Annotated in this window: 16 protein-coding genes and 1 tRNA gene; 3 read left to right on the forward strand and 14 right to left on the reverse strand. The window is 63.3% G+C overall.

The annotated features are described in order from the left end of the window. Positions 1-56 precede the first annotated feature (56 nt). The 11 genes from BBD46_RS16205 to BBD46_RS16255 form a co-directional block, all read right to left on the reverse strand. Positions 57-362, reverse strand: a complete 306-nt coding sequence (locus BBD46_RS16205) for a hypothetical protein (protein WP_071402736.1) — start codon at positions 360-362, stop codon at positions 57-59. Continuing rightward, entirely contained in the window at positions 355-594 is a 240-nt protein-coding gene (locus BBD46_RS16210) for a DUF7563 family protein (RefSeq protein WP_071402737.1), read from the reverse strand. The genes BBD46_RS16205 and BBD46_RS16210 overlap by 8 nt, the downstream gene beginning before the upstream one ends. Positions 595-762: 168 nt before the next feature. Further along, positions 763-834, reverse strand: a tRNA-Ala gene (locus BBD46_RS16215). A gap of 137 nt (positions 835-971) precedes the next feature. Beyond that, on the reverse strand, positions 972-1709 hold the full coding sequence (locus tag BBD46_RS16220) for a rhomboid family intramembrane serine protease (protein WP_071402738.1): 738 nt from the start codon (positions 1707-1709) through the stop codon (positions 972-974). A gap of 272 nt (positions 1710-1981) precedes the next feature. Then, positions 1982-2290 (reverse strand): 30S ribosomal protein S10, encoded by a 309-nt coding sequence (rpsJ, locus tag BBD46_RS16225; RefSeq protein ID WP_004215311.1) that lies wholly within the window; start codon positions 2288-2290, stop codon positions 1982-1984. Continuing rightward, a complete protein-coding gene (tuf, locus tag BBD46_RS16230) occupies positions 2291-3553 on the reverse strand; it encodes a translation elongation factor EF-1 subunit alpha (RefSeq protein WP_071402739.1) in 1263 nt (420 codons plus the stop codon). Positions 3554-3774: 221 nt separating this feature from the next. Then, a complete protein-coding gene (locus tag BBD46_RS16235; protein ID WP_071402740.1) occupies positions 3775-4734 on the reverse strand; it encodes a homoserine dehydrogenase in 960 nt (319 codons plus the stop codon). After that, on the reverse strand, positions 4734-5408 hold the full coding sequence (locus tag BBD46_RS16240; protein ID WP_071402741.1) for an amino acid-binding protein: 675 nt from the start codon (positions 5406-5408) through the stop codon (positions 4734-4736). Before BBD46_RS16240 ends, BBD46_RS16235 begins: the two co-directional genes overlap by 1 nt. A gap of 155 nt (positions 5409-5563) precedes the next feature. Continuing rightward, a complete protein-coding gene (locus BBD46_RS16245; RefSeq protein ID WP_071402742.1) occupies positions 5564-5947 on the reverse strand; it encodes a NifU family protein in 384 nt (127 codons plus the stop codon). Positions 5948-6070: 123 nt separating this feature from the next. After that, entirely contained in the window at positions 6071-7624 is a 1554-nt protein-coding gene (locus BBD46_RS16250) for an LVIVD repeat-containing protein (protein ID WP_071402743.1), read from the reverse strand. Between the two features lie 51 nt (positions 7625-7675). Further along, a complete protein-coding gene (locus tag BBD46_RS16255) occupies positions 7676-8653 on the reverse strand; it encodes an ROK family protein (RefSeq protein WP_071402744.1) in 978 nt (325 codons plus the stop codon). A gap of 189 nt (positions 8654-8842) precedes the next feature. On the opposite strand from BBD46_RS16255, the gene BBD46_RS16260 reads away from it, so the two are divergent. Beyond that, positions 8843-9502, forward strand: coding sequence for a dihydrofolate reductase family protein (locus tag BBD46_RS16260; protein WP_071402745.1), 660 nt, complete (start codon positions 8843-8845; stop codon positions 9500-9502). A gap of 211 nt (positions 9503-9713) precedes the next feature. Here the strand turns inward: BBD46_RS16260 and BBD46_RS16265 are convergent, their stop codons facing one another. After that, positions 9714-10175 (reverse strand): universal stress protein, encoded by a 462-nt coding sequence (locus BBD46_RS16265; RefSeq protein WP_071402746.1) that lies wholly within the window; start codon positions 10173-10175, stop codon positions 9714-9716. A gap of 111 nt (positions 10176-10286) precedes the next feature. Here BBD46_RS16265 and BBD46_RS16270 point away from each other — a divergent pair, with 111 nt between their 5' ends. Further along, positions 10287-11084 carry an SDR family NAD(P)-dependent oxidoreductase gene (locus BBD46_RS16270; RefSeq protein WP_071402747.1) on the forward strand — a complete coding sequence of 266 codons (798 nt, stop codon included), beginning with the start codon at positions 10287-10289 and terminating at the stop codon, positions 11082-11084. 29 nt (positions 11085-11113) lie between these two features. Here the strand turns inward: BBD46_RS16270 and BBD46_RS16275 are convergent, their stop codons facing one another. Next, positions 11114-12358, reverse strand: a complete 1245-nt coding sequence (locus BBD46_RS16275) for a digeranylgeranylglycerophospholipid reductase (RefSeq protein WP_071402748.1) — start codon at positions 12356-12358, stop codon at positions 11114-11116. Between the two features lie 249 nt (positions 12359-12607). Here BBD46_RS16275 and BBD46_RS16280 point away from each other — a divergent pair, with 249 nt between their 5' ends. Further along, positions 12608-13387 (forward strand): MarR family transcriptional regulator, encoded by a 780-nt coding sequence (locus tag BBD46_RS16280; RefSeq protein WP_071402749.1) that lies wholly within the window; start codon positions 12608-12610, stop codon positions 13385-13387. A 63-nt stretch (positions 13388-13450) separates the two neighbouring features. Here the strand turns inward: BBD46_RS16280 and BBD46_RS16285 are convergent, their stop codons facing one another. Further along, entirely contained in the window at positions 13451-14725 is a 1275-nt protein-coding gene (locus tag BBD46_RS16285; RefSeq protein WP_071402750.1) for a M48 family metallopeptidase, read from the reverse strand. Between the last annotated feature and the right edge of the window lie 39 nt (positions 14726-14764).

Here is a 14764-nt window from a genome sequence, read left to right on the forward strand (position 1 = left end):
AAGCCCAGTGATCCGGTCACCGCATCGTTCGCACTCGTCTGATTCGACGAGACGGCTCATCGCGAACCACCGTCGTCCTCCGTTACTTCAGCAACGTGCTGTCGATCCTCCCAATGGCTTAGTTTGCGACCACGGGCGATGCGTTCGTTCGTGTAGGATTCGTACAGACCGCACTCGTCACACGAGACTACGTATGTCCGTTCAGTACCGCTCGAACAGCGCCCGCCGTCGGTCCGAATCTCTCGGTTCTCGACTGCCCGACGAACCTCCTCGTCTGTCGCTTGATGGGCTGGATGGGCTATGGGCGTCCGACTCTCGACATCGTAGAGCCGACTCGCAGGCACGAACGTCGGCTTACGCATCGGTCTCACCTCCGTGCCGGCCGGCGGACGTTTCCGGATCTGGCACCGGCACGTCGACACCAGCGGCAGAGCCGCGGCTCAGTCGAGCGTACGAATCACACTCTCCGCAGCGGTGGGCGCGGTCCCGATCGTCACCGAAGACGCGGCGGAACCGATCGGTGACATGGGCTCCGCAGTGTTCGCAGGTCGAATGGTCGACCGACGGCCACGGTGCGACCGTCACGCCGACCACCCCCGGTTTCCTTCGCTAAAATCGCGTGACTGCGTACGGGCGAATCCCGCGCTGGCAATCACTCCGTTCTGAGGGGTGGTTTCTACGAAGAAACCGCTACTGCATAATTTCCCGTCAGTCGCTATACCGGCGACTATCGGAACAATTCGAGACGTTACAGAATCGCAATGGACTCGTCGGGATTTGAACCCGAGGCCTCTTCCTTGCGAAGGAAGCGATCTACCACTGATCTACGAGCCCTCGCACGTTTCTAACTCGGGTTTGTATTTGTAGCTTGTGTTTTGAGAGGGGAGCGTTCCAGTCAGTCACTGCCTCACTGTCCGGATCCACCGACAACCGACAGCCGACAGCCGACAGCTGTCCCCATCCAGCTTCGATCAACCCACAGACCGGCGTCTACTCGAGTCCCTCTGGACTTGCAACAGCCGCGTGCGTCCGGCGAGGAGGCCGAGCAGGAAGCCGGTGAAGTGTGCGATCAGGGCGACGCCGGGTGCGGCGGTCGTGAGGGTGACGACAATTGCGAGGCCGACGAAGACGATAAGTGTCAGCCACTGTGGCACGTCGATGATCGACGCGAAGCCGGCGGAGAGTCGATTGCCGGTGATGAGATAGCCAAGGAGCGCGAAGATCGCGCCACTCGCGCCGAGGACACCGACAGGGTCACCGCTGACGATGGGTGCAGCAGCCGCGAAGTCGCTGAGAAGGACCTGTGAGATGCCGGCGATCGAACCAGTGACGAGGACGAACGTGTGAAAGCGTGCACGTGACGTTGCGCGGGCGACTGGCCATCCGAAGACGACCAGTGCGAGGCTGTTCGAGAGAAGGTGCCAGAGGCCGCCGTGGGCGTAGACACTGGTCACGATCGTCCAGGGGTTTTCGACGAGCGGGAGGGTGAGCACGAACAGCCCGGTCATCAGGCCGACGAGATCCGTGATGGCCTGAATGAGAAAGACCAGGCCGAAAATGGCGAGCAGTTCGAAGATGGGATTCGACTGACCGTCATTGGCGGCGGACCCGGAGGCGCTTGCGCTTTCGCTTGCACCGGTATCGGGTGAGCGAGAGGCCGATCCTGAACGCGAGCGTGCGCCAGGACGTAGCCGCGATCGGTTCGCCATACAGTGTCTTCGGGAGGACGCGATAAAAGTCTGCACGCCTGGTCAGGCCGTCCTGTGAGTGACTGTGTCTGGTTCGGTTTCGGTCGCTTGGCTCTGGCGGAGAGTGGGTATTGTGTGATGACCCGAGACGAGTACAGCAGCTACGCAAGAATAAATCAGTAACCGAACACAGGTGAGTGAAAACGCAGCGCGACGACAATGGGGATATCCCATTTCGTCACAGTCGGTCGGTGATCGACTCGCAGACGAGCAGGCGTCAGTGAGACGCTGGCTTAGTCTTCGAGGACGATCTCGATCGAAACGTCGTTTGGCACCTGGATGCGCATGAGCTGTCGGAGTGCGCGTTCGTCGGCGTCCAGATCGATCAGGCGCTTGTGGACGCGCATCTCCCAGTGCTCCCACGTCGCGGTGCCCTCGCCGTCAGGCGACTTCCGGGTCGGCACCTCGAGGGTCTTGGTCGGCAGCGGAATCGGACCGCTGAGGTTGACGCCGGTGTTGTTCGCAATCTCGCGGACGTCGTCACAGATGTCGTCTAAGTCGTCTGGACTCGTGCCCGCGAGTCGAACGCGTGCCTGCTGCATTTATTTCTCGTTGACGTCGAGGACCTTGCCGGCCGCGATGGTCTGACCCATGTCACGGATGGCGAAGCTCCCGAGTTCTGGGATCTCGCTGGACGGCTCGATGCTGAGGGGCTTCTGTGGGCGGATGGTGACCACAGCAGCGTCACCCGACTGGATGAAGTCTGGGTTCTCCTCGGCGACCTCGCCGCTGGATGGGTCCATCTTCTTGTCGATGGACTCGATCGTACAGGCGACCTGCGAGGTGTGTGCGTGGAAGACCGGCGTGTAGCCAGCCGTGATCACGGACGGGTGCTGCATGACGACGACCTGAGCCTGGAACGTCTCGGCGACGCTTGGTGGCTCGTCGGCCGGGCCACAGACGTCACCGCGGCGAATGTCGTCCTTGCCGATGCCGCGGACGTTGAATCCGACGTTGTCACCGGGTTCTGCCTTTGGCACCTCTTCGTGGTGCATCTCGATCGTCTTGACCTCGCCGCCAACGTCGCTTGGCTGGAAGGAGACGTCGTCGCCGATGTTCATGACACCGGTCTCGATACGTCCGACTGGGACGGTACCAATACCCGAGATGGTGTAGACGTCCTGAATTGGGAGTCGGAGCGGTGCGTCCGTTGGTGGCTGTGGCTCTGGCAGGTCGTTGAGTGCCTCGAGGAGGGTCTCCTCGCTGTACCACGGCGTGTTGTCGGAGGCGTCTGCGATGTTGTCGCCTTCGAACGCCGAGATTGGGATGAACGAGGCGTCGTCCGTGTTGAACTGGACCTGCTTGAGGAGCTGCGTGACTTCCTCGACGACATCATCGTAGGTCGACTCTTTGTAGTCGACGACGTCCATCTTGTTGACGCCGATGATGAGCTCGTCGATACCGAGGGTGCGAGCCAGGAAGACGTGCTCCTGGGTCTGGGGCGCGACACCGTCGTCAGCAGCGACGACGAGGACGGCGTTGTCCGCCTGGGATGCGCCCGTGATCATGTTCTTAACGAAGTCGCGGTGGCCAGGACAGTCGACGATGGTGAAGTCGTACTCGTCGGTTGTGAACTCCTGGTGGGCGATGTCGATGGTGACACCACGCTCTCGCTCCTCGGCGAGGTTGTCCATGACGTAGGCGAACTCGAAGCCGCCCTTGCCCTTCTCTTCTGCTTCTTCGCGGTGCTGTTCGATGACGTGCTCGGGAACGCTCCCCGTCTCGTAGAGGAGTCGGCCCACGAGCGTACTTTTCCCGTGGTCAACGTGACCGATTACGGCCAGGTTCTGGTGTCGTTCGCTCATTGTTGTAGCTCACGCGCAGAGGCGCTTATATCGGTCTCTTTGTCTCGTTGCGGTTAAAACCATTTCGAAAGTCTATTCTGTCGAACCCGGCGCCTGCTTGCGGTTTGTGTCTCATACACACGGTTTAGTCATCTGTCGGCCATCACTCGCAAGCCGCTCGGAAGTCGACTGGAAGTCACTCGGACCACGACACAAATGCGTCTTGCAGACCACGCGGATCGCTACAGCGGCGGGAGTCGACCGACGTCAGAAAGCACCGCCGTCGCCGTCTCCGGGCCGCCAGCACCGCGCCCACTCGAGTGCAACGAGCCAGCGTTCCGAGTCTTGATCTGGACGATGTTTCGCGTGCCGGTGACGGCGAGCGCGCCGTTCTCGGGGACGAGGCGCGGGCCGACGCGGACGCCGTCGCGGGTGGCCTCGCCGATGAGCCGAATGGTTCGGCCATCTTCGGCGGCGAGATCGAGTGCGCTGCCGGGGATGTTCTGGATGCCCTCGACGGTCGCGTCGTCGAGCGAGAAGCCGCCGTCGGCGAGTACGTTCGCGAGGATGACGAACTTCAGGGCGGCGTCGGTGCCGTCGACGTCGAACGTCGGGTCGGCCTCTGCCACGCCGAGGTCCTGTGCCTCCGCGAGGACGTGTTCGTAGTCGAGTCCTTCGGCGGCCATCCGGGTAAGGATGAAGTTCGCGGTACCGTTGAGAACGCCGCGGACGGCAGTGACGGCGTGTGGCGTCGAATCTTCGATGGTCGAAAGGACGGGAATCGCGCCGCCGACGGTCGCCTCGAATCGAATCGAACCTGCGCTGTCGGCCTCGAGTTCCCGAAGCTCTCCGTAGCGCTCGGCGACGGGGCCCTTGTTCGCGAGAACGACGTGGTGGTCGGTCTCTAGTGCTCGTTTCGCGTGCGTGAAGCCGGGGTCGGCGTCGCCGAGCGTCGTCGGCGTCGCCTCGACGAGCACGTCGTAGTCGGTTTCGAAGACGGCTGCCGGATCGTCAGCACCGATCTCGTCGTCGCCGAGTTTGCGGTCGAGGGCGGCTGCCACGTCGATTCCGTCGGGGTCGACAGTCGCCGTCGTCGAATCCGCAAGGGCGACGACTTCGTGACCATACTCACTTGCAAGGTCTGCAACGGAGCGGCCGACGTCTCCCGCGCCGAGGATCGCGAGTCGCTGGCTGGCCGCCATCAGGCCTCACCTCCGAGCAATGGCTCGACGATAGTGAGGTCCTTGTCGGCCCCGATAGATCGAATGGACTCGAGTGCGGCGTCGGTTCGCCCGGAGTCGACGGCGAGTCGGAGGCGGGCGCTCGAGGTGGCGTCGGTGCCGTCGGGAGCGGCGAGCGAGAGGTCGATGACGGCAGCCTCGGCCTCGGATTCGATTCGGGAGAGCGTTTCCGAGAGGTCGTTTTCGACGAGGTGGCCGACAAAGACGATGGAGATCTCTTCGCCGTAGCGCTCGGCGCCGGCCTGGATGACGTTGACGCCGGCGTCGCGCAGGCCCTCGACGATGTCGTCGAAGCGTTCCGGTGGGCACTCGAGATCGACCTCGACGGGGATGTGCCCGCGTGGTGTGATGTTGCCGCGTTCGTGGTGAATACTCAGGAGGTTGCCGCCGTTGTCCGAGATGGGGGAGAGCGCACGGAGCAACTCGCCGGGTTCGTCGACGAGTTCGAGGCGGACGGTGTAGGGGCGAACGCCGCCGTCGGTTTCTGTTTCCGTTCCGGTTTCTGCTTCTGTTTCCGATCCGACATCGGCGCCAGCGTCGGCGTCGGCGTCCGCTGTCTCGGCTGTCGCGTCGGACCCAGACTCGGCTGCAGCGTCACGGTCGTCGTTCGGACCGACAACTGGTTCGTTACCCATCACCGTCACCTCCCGCGGTCGGGCATCCACACGTCGTCATGGTGACTAACTCCGTAACTCGAGCGTAAAAGGATATAGGAATTCTCAAAACTGACCGACCCTGTCAACGTGAGACACGCCGCTGTGGCCGGCGAACGAGTTCGACAAGTCCGGCCTCAGAGGTGGTCTTTTCCGGGGTTCGACGAGCCCCAGTCGCCGCGGCCGCCTTCCGTCCGATCGATGCCCATGATGGACTCGGCCTGGTCCGGGCCGCCGAGACTCTCGCGTGCGTCGGGGACTCGGACCGTCACCTCGTCGATGTCGGGCCACTGGATCAGCTCTGCTTTGATGTTGCCCGTCGTCACGTCGCTGACCGAACAGCCCTGACAGCCGCCGCCGAGTTCGATGATGACCTCGCCAGATTCGGGGTCGGCCTCGCGAACGGCGCTCGTCCCGCCGTGCATCTGGATAATCGGCATCTCGCGGGTGAGCCAGGCCTCGACGCGCTCGCGGAGCGACGCTTCGGTCTCAGTGTCAGTGTCGGCGTCGGCGTTACTCATTACCCGCCCTACGAACTCGAACGGTGAATAGGTTTGGACCGCAAAACCGAACGATCAGGAACGATCACGAGGGTTTTGCGGACATCCACGGAAGAGCCCGCCGACTTCGACGCGAAACCTGGCTCACTGCTGTGACGACTCTGTTTCGGCATCAGACCGGCGGCGCAGCACTTCGAGTCCGAGCGCGCCGCCGGCAACGCCGGCCGCTCCGGCGACGGCGGGGGCCGTGAACCCTGGAATGGAATCCGCCGCGTCACTTCCGACGGTGCCATCCTCATCATCGTCGTCGCCATCGTCGCCACCCGACCCAGCGCCGTCCGTCTGCGCCGGAAACACCAGCAGTGCACCCTCGGTGTCAGCGCTTGGAATCGCCTCCGTGCTGCTCGCGATGAACGTCTCACCGGACTCGAGTACCCGCGCCGTCCAGAAGCCGAGGTCGTCGGCGTCGCGCCAGCCGGCGAGTTCGGTCGGAGAGGCCGGATCGGAAACGTCGTGGACCGTTACGCCGCCGCGGTACCACGAGGCGTAGAGGCGATCGTTTCGCAGTTCGAAGTTGTGGGCGGTCGTCCACATGCCGTCGCTGTACCCCTCGTTCTCGGCCGATGGGGCCTCGATCGTCGCCTGGTAAGTCGGCTCGCTTGGCTCGCTCACGTCGTAGAGGTCGATCCCGCCCGGCCCGTCGGGGTCGTCGCCGCCGGTCGCCCAGGCCTCGCGGCCGACCCCGAGCAGGGTGCCAGTGTCGTCGACGGCCGAGTAGTGGTCGTTGCCCGGCAACCCCTGCTGGGCGTCCGACACACCAGCGACCGGAATGTTCTGCTGTTCTTCGAGCTCCGTCTCGGCGACGTGGGAGATGTACTCCGGGTTGGCGGGATCGCTCACGTCTATCAGGTAGGTTCCTGCGTTCCAGTAGGCGAGGTACGCGATTTCGTCGTGCACGTAGACATCGTGGAGGTATCGCAGGAGCCAGTGGACCTCCTCCCAGCCGGGCTCGAACTCGAGTAGCGACCAGCGGCCGACCGCTTCGACGGTGTCGTCGCTGATGTCGAAGACGACGAGCGGGTTTTCGGCGGGCTCCTCGCTGTTGGCGACGACGTACAGCAGGTTGTCCTCGAGGAAGCAGTTGTGAATGTGGTAGTCGGTTTCGTACGGCTCAGTAACGGCGACAGGCTCTGCTGGGTCGCTAACGTCGTAGCAGATGAAGCCGTGGAAGACCGGAGCAGTCGTCGGGTTCGCTGGTCCAGGGACGACCAGTCGGTCGCCACTCACTTTGATGTCGAGGATATCGGTCAGTGTCTCGTCATCGACCGACAGACTGTCTTCACGCGCGAGTACCTCCGGATCGGTCGGGTCGGAGACGTCGACGGTTGCAAAGCCCGTCGTCGTTGCGAGATAAGCGGTCTCCCCGTCGTCGCCGACGACCGCTTCGGCCGCGCCGCCGACCGACGTGCGACCGAGTGGCTCGTAGGAATCAGGAAACGCGTCCTGTGGCGTCGATTCGACCGGCTCCTCGAAAAACGAGTCGGGGGTGATGGTCGTGATGGTCGACTGTGAACCGGTAGCGACGCTCGCGTGCGAGGGGATGCGTTCGTCGGTTGCGGACACCGAGGACGCGGACAGGGCGACACTGAGGCCGACCCCGGCGGTCAGACCGGAGCGGAGGAAGGCTCGTCGGCGCATACGTGGTATTGCGACGCTCGGGTCAAGAAAGTAATCATTCGCCAAACCGACTCAGGCGTCGAGCTGTCGCCGGTCGCCGGTCCCTTTCGTCAGCGCGCTCGCGACCGCGCCCTCGAGTACCACGTCGTCGCCGTGGTTGGTGACGCGAATCTCGGGCACGTTGTTGAGCAGCATCTCGGAGACGCGCTCTCGAATCGGGTCGACGACGAGTTCTTCGTTGTGCAGCGCAACGGCGCCGCCGAAGGAGACGACAATCGGCGCGAACGACTGGATGACGTTCGTCACGCCGATGGCGTTCCAGTGAGCGAGCTGTTCGATGACGTAGTCGGCGAGTTCGTCCTCCCCGGCGAACTCGAAGACGTCCTTCGCCGTGAAGTCGGGGCTCTCGAGGGGAAGGTCCGTCGAAATCGTCGGATCGTCGTCAGCAAGAAGTCTCGCGAAGTTCGGGATCCCGTTGCCCGAGCAGTAGGCCTCCCAGTGGCCGTCGTGGCCACAGCCACAGGTCAGGCGGCCGTGGGGGTCGACGATACAGTGGCCGACCTCGCCGGCGTTGCCGTCCCAGCCGTCGAGGATCTCGCCGTCGCAGCAGACCCCAGCGCCGACGCCCGAGGAGATGGTGATGTAGACCATATCGTCGGGGTTTCGGTCGGCGTGGAAGCGCTCGCCGATGACGCCGGCGGTGGTGTCGTTGTGGAGGTGTACCTCGTCCGTCTCGAGGAGCTTTTCGATCGGACCGGTGAGTGGAATGCGGTCGATCGAATCCGGCAGGTTCGCCGGGTCGATGACGGCACCTTCCGCGAGGTCGAACGGACCGATCGAGCCGATGCCGGCTGCGGCGACGGCTTCCGGTGTGACGCCGGCGTCGCCGCAGGCTTCCCGTAGCGTCCGGAGGACCCCCTCTGTTACGTCGATACCCGTCGGTCCGCGTGGTGTGGCGTTTCGACTGACGCCGATCGTCGTCCCGTCGTCCGCGGCGATCGCAGCCCGGACGTTCGTCGCGCCGAGATCGACGCCCGCATAGTAGACCATCCTGTTCGAATGACCGCCGCCGCGTTACTTAACTACACATATTGTACTCGGCGACGAGTAGTGACTCCGATACGTCGTCTCGAACGCCGAGTTCGGTCCGCACTTCACGGACGGTGGGCGACACCGACTATAGTTGCCCGACGAGTGGGCGGGACACAGTTATCGTCCGGTCTCACGTTCGGTGGTCGTATGGCCGACACACACCCAGACGGATCGACGGGGACGCTCGTCGTTGGAACGTTCCTCACACTCGACGGCGTGATGCAGTCACCGGGCGGGGCCGACGAGGATCGCGACGGTGACTTCGAGCACGGTGGGTGGTCCGTCACCTACTGGGACGAGGTCATGGGCGAGACGATGGACGACCAGTTTGCCGAGGCCGACGCATTGGTACTCGGTCGCAAGACGTACGAGATCTTCGCCGCGCACTGGCCGCACGTGGAGACGACGGACGATCCCGTGGCGGCCAAACTGAACCGCATGCCGAAGTACGTCGCCTCGGAAACCCTCGACAGTGTTTCGTGGACCAACTCGACGCTCCTCACCGATACCGTCCCAACAGCCGTCGAGTCCCTCAAAGCGAAGCGCCAGGACGTGATCCTCGTTCAGGGGAGCCACGACCTGCTCCAGACGTTGCTCGCCCACGACCTCGTCGACGAATTCTGGCTCTGGATCTTCCCCCTCACTCTGGGGGACGGGAAGCGGTTGTTCGACGACGGAGCAATTCCGGCAGCTCTCGAACTGACGAGTGCCGAAACGTCGAGTACAGGCGTCCAGTTGCTCCGGTACGAACGAGCGGGCGAACTCGAGTACGACTCGTTCGCGGTGGATGCTGCAGTGGAGGAGTAGCGGGAGGCACGAATCGGGAGCCGAGCGCTCGCAGTTCAGCCGTGGCCGTGAATCGGAGTGGGGCGGCGCGGCGAGTGTATTCTCGAGCGGTCATGGTGCTTCAGAGTTCGACACTCACGCGGCTTCAGGAGTTCGACGGACACACACCTGCCCGCACACGCGTACAACGTCCACCCACGCTCGTCGTCGTTTCCTCACGCCGCTCGCACACTCACGCCTCGTCGTCGTTCCGGACGAACGTCACCGGACACGGTGCCGACAACAACACCTCCTGTGCCGTCGATCCGAACACTGCCTTCCCCGTCGGCGACCGACGACGCCCACCGACGACAACCCGATCCGCATCCACCGCAGTCGCCAACTCGACGATCGTCGGCCCGTGATCACCAACCGCACCGCGAGTCTCGTACTCGAGTTCGTGTTCATCGAGTACGTCTCGTAGCTCGCGAATCGTCGAGTGTCGAGTGGCAACCTCGTTCGGGTCGGCCTCTTCGAGTTCGGTATCGAACTCGAGTCGGGAGAGGACCTCGTCGTACTCCGAATCGGTAAAGACGTGGCCGAGGACGACGGTCGCCTCGGCCGGTTTTGCGACCTCGACGACGGTTTCTGCCAGTTTGGTGCTGCGGTCAGCATCGCCAGGCCCAACGGCGAGTAAGACGGTTTTCAATGTCATACCCCATGTATGTACGGGGGGATACTTAACTTCGGGAGCCGCCCGTAGCGATGACACGTCGCAGTTTGGCGTCCCAGGCGGCTTTTTACCCGCTCTCGACGAGGGTGGCGTATGGACGAACACGCACTCGAGAACCGAACCGTTCTCGTGACGGGAAGCGCACGCGGCGTCGGCCGGGAACTCTTGCTGGCGACGGCAGCGTACGGCGCAGACACCGCGGTTCACTACCACACGAGCGCCGAGGCGGCCCGTGAGGTCGCCGCAGAAGCCCGTTCCCGCGGTGGCGGCCACACGGAAGCGATGACAGTCCAGGCCGACGTCACCGACCCCGAGAGCGTCAACGGACTCTTCAACGCCGTCGAGTCCGAACTCGGGAGCGTTGACATCTTAGTGAACAACGTCGGCGACTTCGCGCCCAGTCACTGGGACGAACTCGAGTTCGAGACGTGGAATCGCGTCCTGGAGACGAACCTCAACGGCACCTATCTCTGTTCGAAGCGGGCACTGGAGACGATGCGCGGCGGAGAGCAGGGCAGTCGGGGTGGTGGCACTGACGACAGCAGTACCGATGGCGACGACTACGGCCGCATCGTCAACATCGGCTACGCCTCAAGCGAAAAGGGGCTGGTGAGCCCGGAGAACTTCCCGTACTTTGTCGCGAAGGCGGGCGTATTGATGTTCACCCGAATGCTGGCTGCGGATACGCAGGACGACGGCGTGACCGTCAACGCGATTTCGCCGTACGTCGTCGAGAACTCGGACGAGTTCCCCGAAGAACTGCCCCGTGGCCGGCCGGCGAGCTTCGACGATCTGGTGCAGCCGCTGTTGTTCTTCCTCGATCCCGACTCGGGGTATATCAGCGGCGAGAATATCGAAGTCGACGGTGGCTGGTTACCGGAACACGTCTGAGCGGGTCGACGTGAGAAACGCCGTCCGGCTTAGAAGCTAGCTCCGAGACCAAACTCCTGTTTGACAAACCGTGCGAGCAACGGAATGTCGCCCGGGCTGAACAGATTTGCAATCGCGCGGACGTTCCCGCGGTTTGCCTTTGCCAGCGTATCGTCGTCGAGTTGGCGCAGATTCTGCATGAACTCATCGTAGCGCTCATTCTCGGCGAGGTAGAGCAATTTCGTCATCCAGAGACGCTTTTGCATGTTCGGCGCGACTTCGCGATGCCAGAGCGTGTCGTAGACCTCGAGATTCTCCGCGGACGGCTCGATGTCGCCGTGTTTGAGACAGCTATCGACTGCTGCTGCTGCCATCCGCCCGGACTGCATGCACTTGTTGATCCCCTCACCCCAGAGCGGGTCGACCGTCGGAACCGTGTCACCGATGGCCATGAACCGATCGGTGTGCATCTGCCCCGGCATCTGGATGTGGGCCGAGCCGCGGTGTTGCTTGCCCTCGATCCGCGTCGCGTTCTGGAACCGCGGATCGGTGTCGAGCCAGTGGTCGAGATAGTCGTCGATCGCGAACCCATCGCGTGCGTATCGGTCGTGTCCGTTGTTCTGGATGTAGCAGAGACCGACCTTGGCCGTATCCTCTCCGGTATGGAAGATCCACGAGTAGCCACCCGGCGCAATATCGTGATCCAGACGCAACATCATCGCATCGTGAAGGTCCGCGAAGCCGGGTCGGTCGATATCGATCCCCTCGAACTCGTACTCGATGCCGATCGCGTGATTCTCCCGTTTGAGATCACTCACGCCGAGTTTCTTCGCGATCGGCGCTGCCGGTCCGGTCGCGTCGATCATCACGTCACCGTAGACCTCCTGATCACCGTTGTAGGTCATCCCGACGATCTCACCGCCATCCATGATCGGCGCGGTCGCGCGCGACTCGAAGTAGTACTCCGCGCCCGCGTCCTGACCGTCCTCGGCGAGATAGCGTTTGAAGTCGGCGAACTCGAGTACCGCGCCGGGCTGTTCTTTCACGTAGTGGTCGGTCGGCGACTCGAGGACGACGCTGTCGGTGTACTGCATGACAACATCGTCGGGAATGCCGAACGAGGCCATCATCGAGGGGAACGTTCCGGCGGTCGATTTGTTGCTCTGGCGCGGGAACTCGTCCTCGGACTCAGTTTCGAGGACGACGACGTCGTATCCGCGCGTCGCGAGATCACGGGCACATTGGGCACCCGCCGGCCCGGCACCGGCGATCACCACGTCGTAGCGGTCGGTCATACTCGTGTGACTCTCTCGAACCCTAATGAGTTTGTTCAGTCGTCGCTGTGAGCGACCGGACTCGAGTAGACTCCGCTCCGAGCCCACCAGCGGGTACTCGAGGCTGCTGACTGGTACTCGATAAGTGGGAGAGTTACTTGGTGTTTGGTGTCTGATGGGTGTCTCGTGACGGGACGCGTGCAGTGGTGACGCGACAGTCGCGCGCGTCGACCGCGTACCTTTTTGCTCCCCTCGGAAAAAAGAGGGCGTATGGTCGACGTCCTCGACAACAAACGGGCCGCGACGCGATTTCGGATCCTCGTACAGATCGCCGAGCGCCAGCCCGCCGTCAGCCAGGGGGAGATCGCCGAGGAAGTCGGCGTGACGAGCCAGGCCGTCAGCGAGTATATCCGTGATCTCGTCGACGACGGCCTCGTCGAGAAGGAAGGCCGGTCGCGCTACCGCGTCACCCGCGAGGGCGTCGACTGGCTCTTTCGCGCCGCAGACGACGTGCGTCGCTTCGCCGACCACGTCACCGGCGACGTCCTCGGTGCGATGAGCGAAGACGCCTACATCGCCGCCGATGATATCGAGGAAGGCGACACCGTCTCACTGACACTCGAGGACGGCCTCCTTCACGCGACCCCGGGCGGTGGAGGTCCCGCAACGGGTATCGCCACCACCGACGCCGAAGCCGGCACCGACGTCGGCGTCACGAGCTTCGAGGGTGTGATGGAACTCGAACCCGGCTCCGTGACGGTTCTGCAGGTGCCGACGGTTCGAACCGGTGGCAGCCGTGCGATCGATGACGAGACCGTTCGCGACGCCTGCGACGACGCCGACCTCGTCGTCGCAACAGGGGTAGAGGCGACCGTCGCCTGCCGCCAGGCGGACGTCGACCCCGCAGTGACGTTTGCCGTCGGCGAAGTCGCAGCCGACGCCGCCGAACACGGACTCGAGGTGACCGCTATCGCGACGACGGATGCCGTCGGGCGCGTCACGGACGCGCTTCGGGATGCGGACGTGGCGTACGAGGTACTCGAGGGCTGATACAGGGAGTCGAGCAGAGCACGCTGCGAGATATGCTGCAACTCGTGCGTACGTGATCACCACTCAGTCACGCCGCCGACGCTCGAGTGTCCCCAATCGCTGGATTCGTGACTCGGTCGTGGGGTGTGTCCGAGGCCGCCACGTCAGCAGTTGCCGAATTCGATCACGTATTGGGTCGACAGCGGGTTTCACGAACGGCTCGATGATCCACGACTTCGGTTCGCTGTCGTCACCCGCACCCGTGTCGTCACCTGCATCCGCATCCACAGCGCCGCGGTCGGAAGACCGCTGTTGATCGAACCCGTTCTCGGACTGTCGGTTGCCAAAGTCCGAGACGTTCTTCCGCCACATATCAAACTGACCGACGAACAAGCGTTCGAACCAACTTTCCTCGGCGTCACCGTCTCTGTCGTTTTCGTCGTCCGCCCAGTCGATCGAGAGTGACTGGGAAACGATTCCGAGCGTTGCGCTCGCGTCGAGTCGTGCGTCCCGTTTCGGGCGGTCGCCACCGTCGAGCGTCTCGAGGGCGCTGGCAACTGCGGCCGGATCGCCGACGAGTTGGCTCGCCCCGCGATCGGCGGCGTACTCGCGGGCCTTTGCGAACAGGCCGAGTGTAATGGCGTAGATCCCGAGCAGCAGTCGGGCGACGGGGCTCACGACCAGAAAGCCCACTGTAATCGCAACGAACGGCACGACAAGAACGAACAGCAGCATTAGTCCGAAAACGGGGCCCAACCTGATGACGAATACGATCATCGCCACGAGCACCCCTCGAAGCATGCGTTCGCGCTCGAGCAGTCGATCACCGATTGCGACGATCGCGGCGACGGCACTGACGACCGTGAGATCGCGGTTCGCGAGGTGGGCAATCTCGTGGGCCAGTGCCGCGTCCAGTTCGGTGTCCTCGAGGGTGTCGAGCAGTCCCGTGGTGACCACGATCGTCGGTGACCGCTGGGTCCCGACAGTGAGACAGTTCGGGTCGTCGCAGTCCGTGACGGCAACCGACGGAACTGGGACGTCAGCCTGCTTTGCCAGTCGTCGGACTCGAGCACCGACGTTTCGTGGACCGTCACCCTCGACCGGCTCGGGGTTGAGACCGGAGACAGCCGTTCGCGAGCCGTATCGGGCCTGAACGACCACGAGGCCGATTGCACCGAGCAACACTGTTCCGACGGTAGCTGGGACCCCAAGGTTAGGGCTCACTGTGTGGCCACTCGCGGAAAGCATTCGGTGGCCGCTCCAGGCGAGCACTGAGAGGAGAAGTCCATTAACGCCGACCACCAGAGCAAGCGCAGCAACAATGCGGGTCTGGAGACGTCGATCCGGCGTTAGCGGCATATCGAAGTCTCGAACCTATAATTCCAACAATGTTTTGGA

Source organism: Natrialba sp. SSL1 (assembly GCF_001861355.1).
In the GTDB taxonomy this organism is placed as follows: domain Archaea; phylum Halobacteriota; class Halobacteria; order Halobacteriales; family Natrialbaceae; genus Natrialba.

Bases quoted from the DNA above. Each gene is read 5' to 3' on its own strand.
- BBD46_RS16205 (WP_071402736.1), bottom strand. From the start codon at position 362: ATGCGTAAGCCGACGTTCGTGCCTGCGAGTCGGCTCTACGATGTCGAG.
- BBD46_RS16220 (WP_071402738.1), bottom strand. From the start codon at position 1,709: ATGGCGAACCGATCGCGGCTACGTCCTGGCGCACGCTCGCGTTCAGGA.
- rpsJ (WP_004215311.1), bottom strand. From the start codon at position 2,290: ATGCAGCAGGCACGCGTTCGACTCGCGGGCACGAGTCCAGACGACTTA.
- tuf (WP_071402739.1), bottom strand. From the start codon at position 3,553: ATGAGCGAACGACACCAGAACCTGGCCGTAATCGGTCACGTTGACCAC.
- BBD46_RS16235 (WP_071402740.1), bottom strand. From the start codon at position 4,734: ATGGCGGCCAGCCAGCGACTCGCGATCCTCGGCGCGGGAGACGTCGGC.
- BBD46_RS16240 (WP_071402741.1), bottom strand. From the start codon at position 5,408: ATGGGTAACGAACCAGTTGTCGGTCCGAACGACGACCGTGACGCTGCA.
- BBD46_RS16245 (WP_071402742.1), bottom strand. From the start codon at position 5,947: ATGAGTAACGCCGACGCCGACACTGACACTGAGACCGAAGCGTCGCTC.
- BBD46_RS16250 (WP_071402743.1), bottom strand. From the start codon at position 7,624: ATGCGCCGACGAGCCTTCCTCCGCTCCGGTCTGACCGCCGGGGTCGGC.
- BBD46_RS16255 (WP_071402744.1), bottom strand. From the start codon at position 8,653: ATGGTCTACTATGCGGGCGTCGATCTCGGCGCGACGAACGTCCGGGCT.
- BBD46_RS16260 (WP_071402745.1), top strand. From the start codon at position 8,843: ATGGCCGACACACACCCAGACGGATCGACGGGGACGCTCGTCGTTGGA.
- BBD46_RS16265 (WP_071402746.1), bottom strand. From the start codon at position 10,175: ATGACATTGAAAACCGTCTTACTCGCCGTTGGGCCTGGCGATGCTGAC.
- BBD46_RS16270 (WP_071402747.1), top strand. From the start codon at position 10,287: ATGGACGAACACGCACTCGAGAACCGAACCGTTCTCGTGACGGGAAGC.
- BBD46_RS16275 (WP_071402748.1), bottom strand. From the start codon at position 12,358: ATGACCGACCGCTACGACGTGGTGATCGCCGGTGCCGGGCCGGCGGGT.
- BBD46_RS16280 (WP_071402749.1), top strand. From the start codon at position 12,608: ATGGTCGACGTCCTCGACAACAAACGGGCCGCGACGCGATTTCGGATC.
- BBD46_RS16285 (WP_071402750.1), bottom strand. From the start codon at position 14,725: ATGCCGCTAACGCCGGATCGACGTCTCCAGACCCGCATTGTTGCTGCG.